The 15,623-nt window shown below is 38.2% G+C and carries 13 protein-coding genes; 5 read left to right on the top strand and 8 right to left on the bottom strand.

Annotation, left to right across the window (positions count from 1 at the left end):
• Positions 1-8 precede the first annotated feature (8 nt).
• On the bottom strand, positions 9-668 hold the full coding sequence (folE, locus tag JEP36_RS00065) for a GTP cyclohydrolase I FolE (protein ID WP_023581251.1): 660 nt from the start codon (positions 666-668) through the stop codon (positions 9-11).
• Positions 669-816: 148 nt separating this feature from the next.
• Positions 817-1,986: a YbfB/YjiJ family MFS transporter gene (locus JEP36_RS00060; protein ID WP_198620462.1), complete on the bottom strand. Its 1,170-nt coding sequence runs from the start codon at positions 1,984-1,986 to the stop codon at positions 817-819.
• A 210-nt stretch (positions 1,987-2,196) separates the two neighbouring features.
• On the opposite strand from JEP36_RS00060, the gene moeA reads away from it, so the two are divergent.
• The 3 genes from moeA (at position 2,197) to JEP36_RS00045 (ending at position 6,145) form a co-directional block, all read left to right on the top strand.
• Positions 2,197-3,438 carry a molybdopterin molybdotransferase MoeA gene (gene moeA, locus JEP36_RS00055; RefSeq protein WP_198629722.1) on the top strand — a complete coding sequence of 414 codons (1,242 nt, stop codon included), beginning with the start codon at positions 2,197-2,199 and terminating at the stop codon, positions 3,436-3,438.
• A 5-nt stretch (positions 3,439-3,443) separates the two neighbouring features.
• Complete coding sequence (moeB, locus tag JEP36_RS00050) at positions 3,444-4,211, top strand: molybdopterin-synthase adenylyltransferase MoeB (RefSeq protein ID WP_198620461.1); 768 nt, start codon at positions 3,444-3,446, stop codon at positions 4,209-4,211.
• A gap of 233 nt (positions 4,212-4,444) precedes the next feature.
• Positions 4,445-6,145 (top strand): amidohydrolase, encoded by a 1,701-nt coding sequence (locus JEP36_RS00045; protein WP_198629721.1) that lies wholly within the window; start codon positions 4,445-4,447, stop codon positions 6,143-6,145.
• Positions 6,146-6,238: 93 nt separating this feature from the next.
• Here JEP36_RS00045 and JEP36_RS00040 read toward each other — a convergent pair whose 3' ends face one another.
• Positions 6,239-6,703, bottom strand: coding sequence for a GNAT family N-acetyltransferase (locus JEP36_RS00040; protein WP_198620459.1), 465 nt, complete (start codon positions 6,701-6,703; stop codon positions 6,239-6,241).
• A gap of 9 nt (positions 6,704-6,712) precedes the next feature.
• Positions 6,713-7,291, bottom strand: coding sequence for a TIGR00730 family Rossman fold protein (locus JEP36_RS00035; protein ID WP_196573867.1), 579 nt, complete (start codon positions 7,289-7,291; stop codon positions 6,713-6,715).
• 332 nt (positions 7,292-7,623) lie between these two features.
• Between JEP36_RS00035 and rhtA the strand changes: the two genes are divergently transcribed.
• Together rhtA and dps are read left to right on the top strand one after the other, a co-directional pair.
• Positions 7,624-8,514 carry a threonine/homoserine exporter RhtA gene (rhtA, locus tag JEP36_RS00030; RefSeq protein WP_198629720.1) on the top strand — a complete coding sequence of 297 codons (891 nt, stop codon included), beginning with the start codon at positions 7,624-7,626 and terminating at the stop codon, positions 8,512-8,514.
• A gap of 274 nt (positions 8,515-8,788) precedes the next feature.
• Positions 8,789-9,295: a DNA starvation/stationary phase protection protein Dps gene (dps, locus tag JEP36_RS00025; RefSeq protein WP_100159508.1), complete on the top strand. Its 507-nt coding sequence runs from the start codon at positions 8,789-8,791 to the stop codon at positions 9,293-9,295.
• Between the two features lie 76 nt (positions 9,296-9,371).
• Here dps and JEP36_RS00020 read toward each other — a convergent pair whose 3' ends face one another.
• From JEP36_RS00020 to JEP36_RS00005, 4 genes are all read right to left on the bottom strand, one after another.
• Positions 9,372-11,405, bottom strand: a complete 2,034-nt coding sequence (locus JEP36_RS00020) for a TonB-dependent receptor domain-containing protein (protein WP_198629719.1) — start codon at positions 11,403-11,405, stop codon at positions 9,372-9,374.
• 97 nt (positions 11,406-11,502) lie between these two features.
• Positions 11,503-12,648, bottom strand: coding sequence for an NrfD/PsrC family molybdoenzyme membrane anchor subunit (gene nrfD, locus JEP36_RS00015; protein ID WP_109373455.1), 1,146 nt, complete (start codon positions 12,646-12,648; stop codon positions 11,503-11,505).
• Positions 12,645-13,475, bottom strand: a complete 831-nt coding sequence (locus JEP36_RS00010; protein WP_198629718.1) for a 4Fe-4S dicluster domain-containing protein — start codon at positions 13,473-13,475, stop codon at positions 12,645-12,647. Before JEP36_RS00010 ends, nrfD begins: the two co-directional genes overlap by 4 nt.
• An 18-nt stretch (positions 13,476-13,493) precedes the next feature.
• On the bottom strand, positions 13,494-15,050 hold the full coding sequence (locus JEP36_RS00005) for a [FeFe] hydrogenase, group A (protein WP_109373453.1): 1,557 nt from the start codon (positions 15,048-15,050) through the stop codon (positions 13,494-13,496).
• Positions 15,051-15,623: the final 573 nt, after the last annotated feature.

The following is a 15,623-nucleotide window of genomic DNA, read 5'->3' as shown; positions in this document are numbered from 1 at the left end:
TTTAAATCTCAAAGATGACGAACAGCGCGCAGAAACTCCTGACGCGTATTTTGACTAGATTTAAATAACCCGCCTAATGAAGTTGTTGTTGTTGCACTAGTTGCATCACGAATACCACGAGCTTTAACACAATAGTGAACCGCATCAATAGAAACAGCCACATTTTTTGTGCCTAGTAACGTTTGTAATGCGATAAGGATTTGCTGCGTTAAGCGCTCTTGAACTTGAGGACGCTGAGCAAAGAATTGCACAATTCGATTAATTTTAGATAACCCAATCACTTTATCTTTCGGGATATAAGCCACAATAGCTTTACCATCAATGGTGACAAAGTGGTGTTCGCAAGTACTTGTTAATGTGATATCTCGTACCGTCACCATTTCATCAACTTGCATTTTATTTTCGATTAGTGTGATTTTGGGGAAATTGTGGTAATCCAGCCCTGAGAAAATTTCATCAACATACATTTTAGCGATACGACGAGGAGTTTCAGCTAAACTATCGTCGCTTAAATCTAGATTTAACAGCTTCATCACTTCTGTCATATGATGTTCAATTTGCTGTTTGCTCTCACTTGGAGAGAGTTTCGGTTCACGAAGAGGCGTTTCCAAACCGCGTTCAACTAACGCAGCGTGCACCCATTGCGCCTCTTTACTTAATGATGACATTGGACTCTCCGATAAACACATTAATTAAGTAGCCGTTATCGCTATTAGCAACAACAGCCTACACTTTAGATGACCTCAATCACATTATCCAGCAATACCGCATTTTTCGTTATGAAATTATTGCATTTTTGTATGAGCTATTTTTAATTTAAGCCTGATTTTTTTCTTTTAAACACACCAGAAAACCACCGATTATCAATACAATAAAAGCAACATAAAGAGCAGGTTCTAATTTTCCCGTCAATGCTGTTGAAAGTGAAGAAATTACGGGGCCAACTAATTGCCCGATGGCATAAAAAGTGGTGAGTAAACCCGCCATATAACGCCCATGTTGAGGCGCTAATTCACGACCTCGTAAAAACGCCAGTTGTACTGCACACATTAAGCCGCCACCAATTAAAAATGCCCCTATCGCCAACCCAGTAATGGTAGGAACCCACAGCGCAATCAGTATGCCTAACGCTTGTAACCAAAGCGTAATGGCTAAACGTAACTGCGTGTTTAATACATTACGCGTGAAAATAGCGATCCCAATACATAATGCCGCAGAAGCACCAAAAACAGGCCAAACAAATTGCGCAATTAAGCTCCCTGGAAAGCGTTCTGCTGCCATTTGAGAAAGAAAAGTTGCGGGTAAAATATAGCCAAACCCAGCAAAGGTATAACCCCAAATCAGCCTTTTTATCGCTGGCGTAAGCGTTAAAGAGGTAACTTTTACTTCCTCTCTGCTCATTGTCCAAGGCTTTGGAAGATGGTAGCTCACATATATGGCACAAATAAAAGCAAGAGAACCATAAATTAACCACCCTGCCGCTGCACTCATTTGCCATTTCATAATTAACACAGCAAGAATACCGCTGATAAATATACCAGCACCCGTTCCTGCATAAACAGCCACACTTAATGCAGGTCGATTAAGGCGAGCCAGTAACTCGTTAGCCCATGAAGCCACCAGCACTAATGTCCAACCACTTGCCCAACCAATAAAAAAACGTGCAATACTATGTGTAAAAGCATCATTTAAAAAAGCAGACAACAGCGTGATTATCACCGCCCCCCAAAGACCCGCCCACAAGCGATACCCCACACCTTTAACAGCTTTCATCGCATCATAGGAGCCTGCAAGATAACCAAGATAATTAAATGCAGCGACAATTCCCGCACTTGTTAACGTCAATTGATATTCTGCAATCATCAACGGCACTTGCGGTGTAAAGGTAAAGCGCCCTATTCCCATTGCAACCACTAAAGCAAGAAACCCGCTAAACGCAATATGAAAAGCTTGCGCTGAATGACTTTGGTGATTTGAAGTATTCATGGATATCCATTATTTTGTTTTATCATTTTAAATGTGCTACTCATTAATAACAGAACAAGCAACATATTAACTCCAATCAGTTAACATTTTTTCAATAAAAAGTTTCATTTCTTTCTATTCACAAGATGATCTCTGACATGATGATGTTCATCGTGATAGATTAGTATCATGAAATAAAACAGAACATTTCGATAGATCTTGGAGTATATGATGAGTCAATGTCACGTTAGCGGTTTATTATCTCTTGATGAAGCGCTAGAAAAACTACTTGAAAAACCGCTGGCAATTACCAATACCCTTAACATTCCATTAAATAACGCCGCAGATTATATTCTAAGTGAAGATATTACCTCTCCACTGAATGTGCCACCGTTTGATAATTCGGCAATGGATGGTTATGGACTTCGTTACGCTGACTTAGAAGCTCAAACTCCACTTCCTGTTGCTGGTAAATCGTTCGCGGGTATTCCTTTTGAGGGAGAACTCCCAGCTGGGCAATGTGTACGCATTATGACAGGAGCTATGGTTCCTGCTGGTGTTGATACTGTTATTATGCAAGAAGAAGCCGAAGTGACCGAACATGGTGTCCGTTTTTCACAGCCTGCTAAAAAAGGCCAGAATATTCGCCGTATTGGTGAAGATATTAAAGAAAACGATATTGTATTACCTGCTGGCACGAAGCTTTCAACAGCGCAATTACCTTTAATTGCCTCTTTAGGTGTAGCAACAGTACAAGTTTATCGTCGTTTAAAAGTCGCTGTTTTCTCAACGGGTGATGAATTACAAACTATCGGTCAGCCATTAAAAGCGGGACAAATTTATGATACCAACCGCTTTGCGATACGTTTAATGCTTGAAAAACTAGGATGTGAAGTTTTAGATTTAGGCGTTATTCCTGATTCACCAGAAAAACTGCGTGAAACCTTTAAAAAAGCTGATCAAGAAGCAGATTTAGTCATCAGCAGTGGCGGTGTTTCTGTAGGCGAAGCCGATTATACGAAACAAATTCTTGATGAAATTGGCGAAATTGGTTTTTGGAAATTAGCCATTAAACCGGGAAAACCTTTTGCTTTCGGTCGCTTACACAATGCATGGTTCTGCGGTTTACCGGGTAATCCCGTGTCAGCTACAGTGACATTCTATCAATTGGTTCAACCGTTAATTGCACGCCTATCTGGTTTTAGCCATTGGAAAGCACCGCAACGTTTCCAAGCTATTGCACAATCTCCATTGAAAAAATCAGCGGGTCGTCTTGATTTCCAACGTGGTATTGCCAGTATTAATGCCGAGGGCGTATGGCAAGTCGAAACATCTGGGCATCAAGGTTCCCATGTTTATAGCTCTTTTAGTGCCGCTAATTGCTTTATCGTTTTAGAGCGTGAACGCGGTAAAGTTGCAGCTGGCGAAACTGTTACTATCGAGCTATTTAATTCTCTATTAAAAAGCGAATAGCCTTTATGAGTATTGAATTAACGGATGAAGAAACACTACGTTACAATCGCCAGATTGTATTAAGGGGCTTTGATTTTGATGGTCAAGAGGCGCTGAAAAGTGCCTCTGTACTGATAGTTGGTGCAGGTGGCTTAGGATGTAGTGCCTCACAATATCTTACAGCAGCAGGTGTAGGAAAACTCACTTTATTAGATTTTGATACGGTTTCCCTTTCTAATCTTCAGCGACAAATTCTTCATCGCGACGCCACGATTGGTCAACCCAAAGTACTATCTGCGAAAGCAACATTAGAAGCAATTAATCCTCATGTCACAATAGAAACCGTTGATGCATTACTTGAAGATGAAGCTTTAGCGGAGCTTATTAGCCACCATAACCTTGTTATGGATTGCACTGATAATGTGACAGTGCGTGAGCAACTTAATCGCCTCTGTTTTCATCAGAAAAAACCGCTCGTTTCTGGTGCGGCTATTCGGATGGAAGGTCAAATCAGCGTATTCACCTATCGAGATGATGAGCCTTGCTATCGCTGTTTAAGTCATCTTTTTGGTGATAACGCTTTAAGTTGTGTTGAAGCTGGCGTAATGGCGCCTGTTGTAGGCACTATTGGTACTTTACAAGCCGTTGAAGCTATCAAACTGCTTACAGGGTATGGTGAACATTTACATGGCAAGGTGTTGATGTTTGACGCAATGCGAATGCAATTTCGTGAATTCAAATTACCTAAAAATCCACATTGCGAAGTGTGCTCAACCAATTTACCAGACAATTAACCACGCTGATGCTTGAATAAGGTAAGTCTATATTCTTTAAGCTTACCTTATTTCACTCAATCTCTAAGTTGTATTCATATTCATCATTAAGTCGATGTAACAAGCTTGTAGTATTCACTCTGATTTAATTCTACTATGACCGCCCGCGTCAAAACGCAACAGGATGCCCTATAAACAAAATAATCATTTAAGCACGCATTCTACGTGCTAAAAAAGCAATACAAGGTAGAAGAATGACATTTCAAATTGCAGACACTCTCTATTACAACGGACTTATTTATACCGCTGATCATAATGATACTATTGTTGATGCTATCGCGATCAGCCAAGGTGTGATTATTGCTTCAGGTAAAAAAGAGGGGTTACTTTCTTACTGTAATGAAAATACTGAGCAGATTGATTTACAGGGAAGAATGGTCATGCCGGGCATTATTGATGCACATATGCACCCATTCTGGGGAGGCGCAACACTAGCGGGTTGCCATCTTGATTATCAATCACTCTCTATCGATGACATTTTATTACGTATTCAGAAATACCTTGATGAAAACTTTATTGATAGTAATACCGAATGGTTAAAAGTTTCCGCATGGTATCGTGAAGGTATGCAACCTGAAGGTGTGCAAATGACACGTTATCACCTTGATACCTTAAATACGACTCGCCCTATTTTGCTCTTTTCTAGCGATTGTCATAGTGTTCTTGCTAATTCTCGCGCTTTAGAACTGTTAAATATCACCACTGAAACGCCCGATCCACCTGATGGAAATATTGAACGTGATGGTGATAGAACACCGATTGGCATTCTTGAAGATGCGCCAGCAATGCAAGCCATTGATAGCTTGCCCCCATTAACTGAAGATCAAAATTTACAAATAGCTCGCCATGTTCAAAGATTATTAAATGAACAAGGCGTAACCACGATTATGGATGCTCGTGTGGGTGAGCCTCAATTACGCGCCTTCAACACGTTAAGACAAGCAGGTGAATTAACCCTGCGCATAGAGAATGCCGTTGAAATCACGCCAGATGATGTACCTTGTATTGAGGATATTCCAAACGCTGTATGCCATGCTGTCACTCGCTTTTCGCAATGGCATCAAATCAGCGAAGGTGCTCAACCCAGTGTTGCGATCCGCCATATCAAACTTTTCCTTGATGGTGTATTACAAGCGCCGATTATGACAGCGCGCTTGCACTCACCTTATCGTATTAACGTTGGCACTGATGATACGCCACACTGGCAAGACTCTGAACATATTGGCGATCTCTATTTCTCACCTGAAATTTTAACACCGTTAGTCACAGAAATTGCCCGTGCGGGTTATCACCCTCATATTCATACTGTTGCTGAAGGTGCAATTAGTACGGCACTTGATGCTATTAGTGCAATGCGCAAAGCCTTACCTGAAAAAGACATAAGACCGGGGCTTGCACATAATGAATTGATGTGTGAAAAAGATTATGCCCGTTTTACACAACTAAAAGCCTTCCCTTTCCTCTCCTTCCAATGGGCAGCAGCAGAACAGAGCAATATCGAAAAAGATATTGAAATGCTAGGTAAATCTCGCTGTGACTATTTAGAGACTGCTGGCAAGTTTATTGATGCTGGCGTTACTGTTGCTTTTGGTAGCGATTGGCCAATTGACCCACTTAATGAATGGTACGATTTTAAAGTTGCGATGACTCGCCAAAAAGATGCAGCAAGCCCACGCCTTGATAATGATCGTAACCTTACGTTAATTGAAGTCCTACGTGCTGCTACCATTAATGCCGCTCAAGCATTAGATATGGATAAACAAATTGGATCATTAGAAGTCGGAAAATTTGCCGATTTAATCGTATTAGATAGAAACCTGTTTGAAATATCGGCAGAAGATGTTGAAAATGTCAGGGTATTGTGTACGATCATTGCGGGGAAACCCACAATTTAGCTGAATAATATAATTAATAAACCCGCTTAAAAAGCGGGTTTATTTTTATCATTCGCACTTAATCTTATGAAAAATAAGATAGATTTAATAAAATTATAAAGCAATTCCCATCATTGTGCTGACTTCTTTTAATCCTTCTCGCTCATAAAAACGTTTAGCGGCACCATTTTCAGCTAATACAGACAATTCGAGATGCGTCATTTTTTCTGATTTTGCCCACTCTTTCATTGCGGTCAACAATAAACGGCCTACGCCTTGGCTACGTACCGTAGGATCAGTAACGATATCGTAAATATAAGCATATTTACGTTGAACCAAGCAGTTAAACATAGGTGTTTCTTGAATTTGCGCTATGCTAAATCCAACCACTTTGCCATCTAAATCTGCAACCAAAAGATGAAACTTATTATTTTTTATTCCATTAATAATAAATGCTTCATCTTGCTTACCCGGCTTTAATCTTTCTGGCTGTAATGTTGCCATTTCATCAAATAAATGGATATAAAGAGTATTAATTTCTTCTACATCAGACAATATTGCTTTTCTTATGATTACCATTTTTTACCTTTATTTGTTATAGGTTTTTACTGGAGGTGCAATATATGTTTCAAATTTATCTAATAATTGAATAGGGCATTGTTCCACAATCGCCATATGGCGATATTTTTCATGTAGGAATTGTTCATCCGCCATTTTATCAATCATCATCAAAAGCGGATCGTAAAATTGATTAATATTAAGTATGCCCAATGGTTTTTGGTGCAAACCAATTTGGCTCCATGTAAAGACTTCACTAAACTCCTCTAATGTACCGAAACCACCGGGTAAAGCGACAAAACCACCAGCCAGTTCTATCATTTTATTTTTACGTTGATGCATTGTTTCAACAACATGCAGTTCGGTCAGATTTTTATGCGATATTTCACGCCCTTCTAATAGCGTAGGAATAACCCCTATCACCTTTCCGCCTTCAGCTAATACAGTATCAGCGAGAGTGCCCATAATACCGACACTGGCACCACCATAAACTAAGGTAATATTACGTTTAACTAGCTCTTTGGCAAAAATAATTGCTTGTTCTTTATAAATAGGTGAAGCGCCTAAACTAGAACCACAATACACTGCGATAGATTTTATTTTACTCATTTCTTTATTCTCTTTTAGCTAGTTAAATCGAGCTTGGAATTATACTGAAGGTATTTTTAATAAAAAAGGTTAAAAAAAGTGTTTTTACGCTTTTTATTTCACATATATATTTAATCATTATTAATGCTTATATTTATGAGACGTCATTTTTTATTTTATTAAAAATAAATTAAGTTATATTTTAGCTAATCGCACTCAACTAAATTAAAATAAAAAATATTTATTAATGAATAGCTATATTAAAGTCGGTGATTTTATTTTATATTATGCGATCCTTTGTTATCTGCTAACAGAGAACACATAACGATTGATTATTGACGAGGTTTTATAGGATGTTGTCAGCCAGACACTCAGCTAAATTACAGGTGTTTTACCCTGTGCTTCTTTTGCTTCTCTCCATGCTTTCAATTCAAAGCGGCGCATCCCTTGCTAAAAGCCTATTTCCTGTTATTGGTGCCCCAGCTGTAACGGCGTTACGTCTATTATTGGGTACTTTGATCCTCTTTTTTATTTTTAAACCGTGGCGACTCAAATTTACTCGAAAATCAATTATGCCACTGTTTCTATATGGTTTATCTTTAGGAGCAATGAATTACCTTTTCTACCTTGCTCTTGAAACTATTCCTTTAGGAATTGCTGTTGCCCTTGAATTTACAGGCCCTTTAGCTGTTGCTATGTTTTCATCACGCAGAACCATCGACTTTTTATGGATAATTTTAGTCATTGCAGGCTTAGGATTATTGCTACCTATTGGCGATAATATTCATGGATTAGATCCTCTAGGTATTCTTTATGCACTGGGTGCTGGTGTAGGTTGGGCGCTATATATTGTATTCGGACAACGTGCAGGTAAAGGCTACGGTGCGGCAACAGTTTCAATTGGCTCATTAGTGGCTGCCTTTATTTTCGTTCCTATTGGTATGTTACAAAGTAGCCCTGACATTATGTTTAGCTGGTCAATTTTACCAGTTGCATTAGCCATTGCAATTTTATCAACTGCATTTCCTTACACCTTAGAAATGATTGCGCTTACACGTTTACCCGCTAAAACGTTCGGTACTCTAATGAGCTTAGAGCCTTGTATGGGTGCCTTTATTGGTATTATTTTCTTACACGAACATTTGACACTAATTCAATGGATTGCCCTTGCCTTTATTGTATTAGCCTCTATAGGTTCAACAGCAACCATGAAAAATAAAACCAAATTGGAAGAGGTTAAATAATTACTTAACCGTATTTTCTTATAAGAAATAAATATTTATTTAAAAAGGATCTTATGATCCTTTTTTCTTATTCAATAATAACTTTACTGACCTATCATTGCTATTTTGCGCTCATTGTCTTACCCTAAATAGACTATTTCGATAGATTAGATTTTTTTAATAGATGACCTATCAATTTAATAGTATCAATCGATAAGACTAACCATTAATAATTCACTATCATCATTAACAGAAATTAAGATATTGAGTTATTAATTATTTAGGGAGAACGATTATGAGTACTGCTAAATTAGTCAAATCCACACCTTCAACTCTGCTTTATACCCGTAATAACCTCGATGACAGCGTAAAACTGCACGCTATTGAATTATTGCAACAGATGGTGACGCAGTTTATCGACCTATCTCTCATCACAAAACAAGCGCACTGGAATATGCGTGGCAGAAACTTTATTTCTGTTCATGAGATGGTTGATGGCTTCCGCGATACCATTAATCAGCACACTGATGAGTTCGCAGAGCGTATTGTTCAGTTAGGTGGCACAGTATTAGGCACCGCGCAAGTTGTCGGTAAAAAAACACCACTGAAAGCTTATCCACTGGATATTCATGATGTGCAAGATCACCTAAAAGCACTGGCTGATCGTTATGCTGTTGTTGCTAATGATATTCGTAAAGCCATTGACGAAGTTGAAGACGAAGATACCGCCGATATGTTTACTGCTGCATCGCGTGATCTTGATAAATTCCTATGGTTTATTGAAGCCAATATTGAAAATTAATCTACGTGTAAAGAGACATGATTAATATCAAAAAAGGCTGCCATGTAAGGTAGCCTTTGTCTATTTTCTGATTGAATTAAAATGTATACACCACACCCGCATTAACACTAAAACCATTCCCAGGGAAAAGTAAGGCATCATTCTTTTTCACTGTTGGATTGGCCAAAGTGCTTGCTGCATAGCGTTTATTCGTAATATTGTCTAAATTCAAATAAGTAGACCACTGATTATCATATTGATAATGTGCATTAAATCCTAATAATGCATAGGGTTTACTCTTTTGAATATTAAGATGGTTACCATGATCAACAGCAACATTTGTGGGTGACCAATACAGTGTAGGACCAAATCTCAATCCATTTAATTGATAGTTAATTTCACCCGAAATAAGGTTTCTAGGAATACCTGCAATATATTTTCGATTATATTCCCCGCCCATAAAGCGAAAATCATTATACGTCCATGTTACACGATAGAGAAAATCACCAACACGAAGCGGTTGAATCGCATTGATACTGAATTCAACACCTTGATGGCGAGTTTTTGCAGGATAATTATAAATATCAACAATATTCCCATTTTGATCGTGGGATGTAATATATTCATCTTTAATAAAACTGCGATAAAGCACCGTACTTAAACTGATATTATCTGTTAATTCAATATCACTACCAATTTCAAAACTGGTTGCTTTTTGAGGTGAAAGTTTTAACAGATTGACCTTATTTAACGGCGCTTTAGGATTAATAATATCATTAAAGGAAGCCGGCTCTTGGCTCATACTGACATTAGCAAATAAGCGTGCATTGTAATTAGGATACCAAATCAGCCCAACTTTAGGTGTTAAGAAATTAAAGGACTGTTCAAGAGAATTATGGCTCGAAAATACATCTCTTTTCGCATGAGTTCCTTTTACATCCAGATTAAACAACACACTGTTACTAATATGTATACCCGCCCCTAAAGACGCATAGATATTTTCAGCTCGTCCATCATATCGTCCTAGCCAGCCTTTGGGATTTTTCTCGATATCATCTTTCATTATCGAGTGATCCCAAGCTAACGCGGCACGATAACTAATATGCTGAGTTTCTAATTTATAATTAAATTGAGCGCCTTTAGTATAGTAATTCACAAATTGGTAATGACTGGGTGTTTTGAAATTATCATGTGTTTGTGAATACCACCATCCAAATTGAATATCGTGAGCACCACTATTCCATGTCGATTTATTGGCTATACGTAATTGTTCGACATTTCTATGGGGATCTTTTTTCTTAATTGCAGGTAATACCGCTTTAGGATCATTCTCAACCATTTGTAAGGTTGCTGGGCCAGGAACATCAAAACGCAGATCAGTCCAATTAATCCATGTTCTATTTTCAAAGTTGTCTGAAGTATACCCGAGTGTTGAGCGCATTGTTTTACGTTGAGAAGCAGAGTGCTCTCGATACCCATCATAATGGTCATAACTTAGACTTATTCTGGCATCAATAGGATGATCATCACTATAACCGCCTAACGCCATTTGTAGACCTTGACGCCCAAAAGAACCTTGCTCATAACGCAATTGATTTTGATTATTTCGTCCTGTATAGGTGATAAAATCAAGCTCTCCCCCTAAGTTATTGCTTTGCAATTGTGTACTATTTGCACCGCGGCGAATGCTAATAAATTGTGCATCTCGTACATCAATCATACTTGAGTGAAAGCTACCATCGGCTTCATTAAGAGGTAGTCCGTCTTGGAGTAATAATACCCCTCTAGAAAGTGGCGCACTTTGAACACCTGAGCCTCGAATACTTAAACGAGGTTGATCTAATCCACCAAATAAACTTTGTATCACGATACCGGGTTGATCCTTTAAGGCATCATTCAACGTTAATAAGCGATTTTCATGATCAACCGTAATTAAATTAGTTCCCCCTGCTATATTGCTTATTTTCTCAGCTTCAATGTTATAAATACGATTTGACGAATGACCTTCTTTTTGTCCACTGACAATAATATGTTCTGGTTTATTTTCATTCGCTTGGGAATAACTCAATATTGGTGTAATCGAAAGCAAAGAGGAAGAAATAAACCACAAGGATTTTTTTAAAATAGGCATATTTATCGTTCTATTTATCATTAATAAAAGAATAAAAAAGAGTATTTTCTTGGTTTTATTTATAAAAAATGCCCAATTAAATTGGGCATTAAGTTAATTAATGTTTGTCGTCTTCATGTTCAATAATACGGAAGTTTTCACAGATAAATAAATAAGCGAGCGCTCCCATTGAAACTAGACCAAGAGTGATAGTTAATTCTGGTAGCGATGGCCAATAAGAGACACCCGTTGATGTCACCATACCTGTCACCACAACGTTATAACGGTTTAAAATAACCCCCGAAGCGACTAGCGCACCAAAGGTTACCAGCCAGCCTCGACGTTTTATTAATGGTGAGAAACAGATAATTAACGGCACAATAACGCCAAAACCAACTTCAATCCAAAAGAATAAAGATTCAAAGCTGCCTTCGAAAAGGTAATGCACTTTACCTTCTGCAATAATACTGCCGAATTTCAACGCTAAATAAACCAGCATTGCATAACCTGAAATTCGAACTAATCCGCTTAATACCGACATTGGCACTTTGTGATTAAACGCTCGGCCTGCTAATGCAGTTTCAACTGCGATCATTGCAGGGCCAACAAAAAACGACGAAATTAAAAATTGGAAGAAAATAATTGGCGACCACCATAATGGATGCAGTTTATCGACCATTAATAAATAAAGCGCCCCAAGTGATGATTGATGCATTGATGGAATTGCAATACCAATGACTAACAATACTGGTAATATTTTACGGAAAAAATTATGGTATTTTCGTCCAACTCGTTCAGTTGCCACTTCTCCAAATTCAATTAATTGCACACTGGTATAAACAGAGACGCAAATAAAGACTTCAAAAAGCACTGAGCTATGCCCTTGAGAAACTAATGGACGCCAGAAATTCCACCACTGCCCGATATCAAGGAAAAGCCCGACCATCACCAATAAATAACCAATTAATGACGTTAATGCTGCACTTCGAGCAATACTTGAAAATTGTTCTTGTTTAAATACGTAAACAATTAACGCAGTACCATACCCGCCCCCAGCTAACGCCACACCGCACATCACGTCAAAAGAGATCCAAAGCCCCCAAGGCCATTCATCATTAAGATTGGTCACTAATCCCAATCCTGTGACTAAGCGAAATAAGATAAGCCCTACGGCAATCAAACTGATAGCAACAAGCACCCAGCGCACTGGTGTCATAGGAAAACGCCACTTACCAAAGTGGGTCGAATTATCGATAACACTCATTCTGATCTCCTTGTTTCTTCATCAGTACTATTCTGGTTATGCTCTAGATGCTGATGGGATTGCTCATCGTGGCTCACTTTATCTTTTCTGTGATTAAACATGGCAATACCACCCAAAATCACAGCCCAAGTAGCACCTGCTATCGGCGTATATTTCATAAAATCAGAGGTATAAGAAGAGAGTGGTTTTTCCGTTAATCCCGTTTTAAAGCCAAGCTGTTCAAATGGCACATCAGAAATATAGAGCCATTCAGTCCCCCCCACTTCTTTCTCACCATAAATATGTTGAACATATTCTGGATTATTCGTGATGGTTTCTCTGGCTTTTTCTAATAAGGTTTGTCGCTCACCAAATACCAAGGCTTGAGTAGGACATACTGCAACACATGCGGGAGATTGCCCTTCTTCCACACGAGATGAGCACATCATGCATTTAGTGACATAAGGAAGTGACTTTTCCCACTCATATTTAGGAATATCAAACGGGCATGCCACCATGCAATATCGGCAACCCACACAGAGATCAGGATAATAAACCACTGGCCCTGCGGGTGTTTTTTGGAAGGCTTTTGCAAAACATGCTGAAGCACAAGCGGGATCAATACAGTGAAAACATTGCTCTTTAACATAACGCCAAACCGCTTTATCTTCTTTCTCAACCGTGACTGTTTTGATAACTGTCCAGTTTTCATCCGCGAGTTTGGCATTCTCACCACTTGTGGGTTGTCTGTCTTCTATCCATTTATTTTCGTTGTACATTTTGCATGCAACTGTACAACTACCGCAGCCGATACACTTTGTAAGATCGACTAATACACCTTTAGACATAATGTGTTTCCTCAATCTTTAAGCTTTCTTTTTGTTAAAATGAATACTGCGATCTTGGTAATGCGTATGAAGCAATTGATGAGCACGTTCACCACAAGGTTCACCTAAAAATTGTTTATAGATACTTTGAATTTCACTGTTTTCATAACTCAAGCGGATTGTGGCGCGTTCATCTTTGCTATAAAGCGCTTTCATGCGTAAAGCACGTATTTCATCAGAAGGCGGTAATGCCGAACGAGGCTGTCCTCCTCCCGCAATACACCCACCAGGACATCCCATAAATTCAACGAAGTGCCACTGTTTTTCCCCTTTTTGAATTGCTTCTAAGACAGGACGCGCATTTCCCATACCAGAGCAAACTGCCACGCGAATTTCCCCCACTCCCGGAATATCCAGAGCGGCTTCTTTAATACCTTCTAATCCACGTACAGGTTGCAAATTAAATAAAGGCTCTGGTGGTCTTTCACCTGTAATAAAGTAGTAACTGGTTCTGACCGCTGCTTCCATCACGCCCCCTGTCACGCCGAAAATAGCACCAGCACCACTGTATTCAGACATTAAGCGATCATAATTTGCGGGTTGAAGAGACGTTAAATCGATATTGTGACTTTTAATTAATCTGGCGAGCTCTCTTGTTGTTAGCACGATATCAACATCACGAAGATCAGGTTTTTCCCATAACACGCTAGCGCCATTCATTTCAGGGCGTGCCGCTTCTGATTTTTTAGCGGTACATGGCATAATGGCAACAGAGACAATTTTGGTAGGATCGATATTTTGCTCTTTGGCATAATAGGTTTTTATCATCGTTCCCAACATTGTCATGGGTGATTTTGCTGAAGATAAATTAGGTATTAATTCAGGATAAAACATTTCACAGAATTTAACCCAACCCGGCGAGCACGATGTAAATTGTGGTAATACGCCATTATTTTGAATTCGTTGCAGTAATTCTGTCGCTTCTTCCATAATGGTTAGATCAGCAGAAAAGTTCGTATCAAAAACTTTATCAAAACCCAGTTTTCTCAGTGCAGCAACTTGCAGTAACTCAATATCCTTACCTGGTTGCATACCAAACTCTTCACCCAAAGCAACGCGCGTAGCGGGCGCTGTTTGAACAACGACATGCAGTGTTGGATCTAATAACGCCCTAATCACCTTATCCGTATCATCAACTTCTGTTATCGCACCTGTTGGACACCAAAGCGTACATTGCCCACAATCAATACAAGGAACGCTATCAATTAACGGTAAATCGTAATTTCCCATCACCGTTTGTACTTTTTCACACACCTCAACACATTGACCACATAAAATGCATTTTTTATCATCACGACAAATTGCCACATTATTAGGATCAATAGGAATTCGGCCTCGGACTTGTACAGGAAAAGTACCTTTTGCATTGTATTGCTCGGGAACCCAGCCAGTACCTCCAGAAATATTACCATCACATCCCGCCGTTACAGCGGTTACCCCTGCCGCAAGACTCATCTTTCCAGCAAATGAAAAGAAAGAACGCCGAGATAATAATTTCTCGTCACTCTCTTCTTTTGTAGGGAGAATAGATTTCATTTTTTACAATGCTCCTGCTTTAATATATAAATAAAACTACCGTTTAAAAGTAGTAATATATAAAGGATTAAAACTTATTTTTGTTAAATATATTTATATGATTTTATTAATAAAAAGATCAATACTTAAAATAAGTATTAACCTTAAAGAACCTAGTTTATTTGAGAAAAAACACCCTATCAGCAATCATCGTTTCATTTAAGAAAATCAGGAGAGATTTTTTAATTCAATAAGTGATAGGGTGTTTATGAGATATATTGTACTGAAGAGAAATTAAAAAAAAACAGCTTACAACCTTATTAATTAAATATATTTAATTTTATTGATACATATCAAAATAGAAATAAAATAATAAAAATATCCCTATAAAAAAACGAGAAAATCAATATAAAAAATTAAAACAAATCATATAGTTAAAATGGATGTTATTTTTTATAAATTTATTGAGCATTTATCTTAACTAAATAAAAAAAGATTATCGCATACTATTTAATATAAAATAAATAATTTAAAAAAACATCAGGCTGATAATTTCTAAATAAAGTATTCACTTTTTCTAAATTAATAAAAATA

This window comes from Proteus sp. PR00208, assembly GCF_016238545.1.
Lineage (GTDB): Bacteria > Pseudomonadota > Gammaproteobacteria > Enterobacterales > Enterobacteriaceae > Proteus.
Note: the sequence above shows the minus strand (reverse complement) of the source record. Positions and strands in the feature narration are given on the sequence as shown.

What these genes read in the sequence shown, in the direction of transcription:
- moeB (WP_198620461.1), top strand. Translation starts at nt 3,444, where the DNA reads ATGAGTATTGAATTAACGGATGAAGAAACACTACGTTACAATCGCCAG.
- JEP36_RS00060 (WP_198620462.1), bottom strand. Translation starts at nt 1,986, where the DNA reads ATGAATACTTCAAATCACCAAAGTCATTCAGCGCAAGCTTTTCATATT.
- JEP36_RS00040 (WP_198620459.1), bottom strand. Translation starts at nt 6,703, where the DNA reads ATGGTAATCATAAGAAAAGCAATATTGTCTGATGTAGAAGAAATTAAT.
- moeA (WP_198629722.1), top strand. Translation starts at nt 2,197, where the DNA reads ATGAGTCAATGTCACGTTAGCGGTTTATTATCTCTTGATGAAGCGCTA.
- JEP36_RS00010 (WP_198629718.1), bottom strand. Translation starts at nt 13,475, where the DNA reads ATGTCTAAAGGTGTATTAGTCGATCTTACAAAGTGTATCGGCTGCGGT.
- nrfD (WP_109373455.1), bottom strand. Translation starts at nt 12,648, where the DNA reads ATGAGTGTTATCGATAATTCGACCCACTTTGGTAAGTGGCGTTTTCCT.
- folE (WP_023581251.1), bottom strand. Translation starts at nt 668, where the DNA reads ATGTCATCATTAAGTAAAGAGGCGCAATGGGTGCACGCTGCGTTAGTT.
- JEP36_RS00020 (WP_198629719.1), bottom strand. Translation starts at nt 11,405, where the DNA reads ATGCCTATTTTAAAAAAATCCTTGTGGTTTATTTCTTCCTCTTTGCTT.
- JEP36_RS00045 (WP_198629721.1), top strand. Translation starts at nt 4,445, where the DNA reads ATGACATTTCAAATTGCAGACACTCTCTATTACAACGGACTTATTTAT.
- dps (WP_100159508.1), top strand. Translation starts at nt 8,789, where the DNA reads ATGAGTACTGCTAAATTAGTCAAATCCACACCTTCAACTCTGCTTTAT.
- JEP36_RS00005 (WP_109373453.1), bottom strand. Translation starts at nt 15,050, where the DNA reads ATGAAATCTATTCTCCCTACAAAAGAAGAGAGTGACGAGAAATTATTA.
- rhtA (WP_198629720.1), top strand. Translation starts at nt 7,624, where the DNA reads ATGTTGTCAGCCAGACACTCAGCTAAATTACAGGTGTTTTACCCTGTG.
- JEP36_RS00035 (WP_196573867.1), bottom strand. Translation starts at nt 7,291, where the DNA reads ATGAGTAAAATAAAATCTATCGCAGTGTATTGTGGTTCTAGTTTAGGC.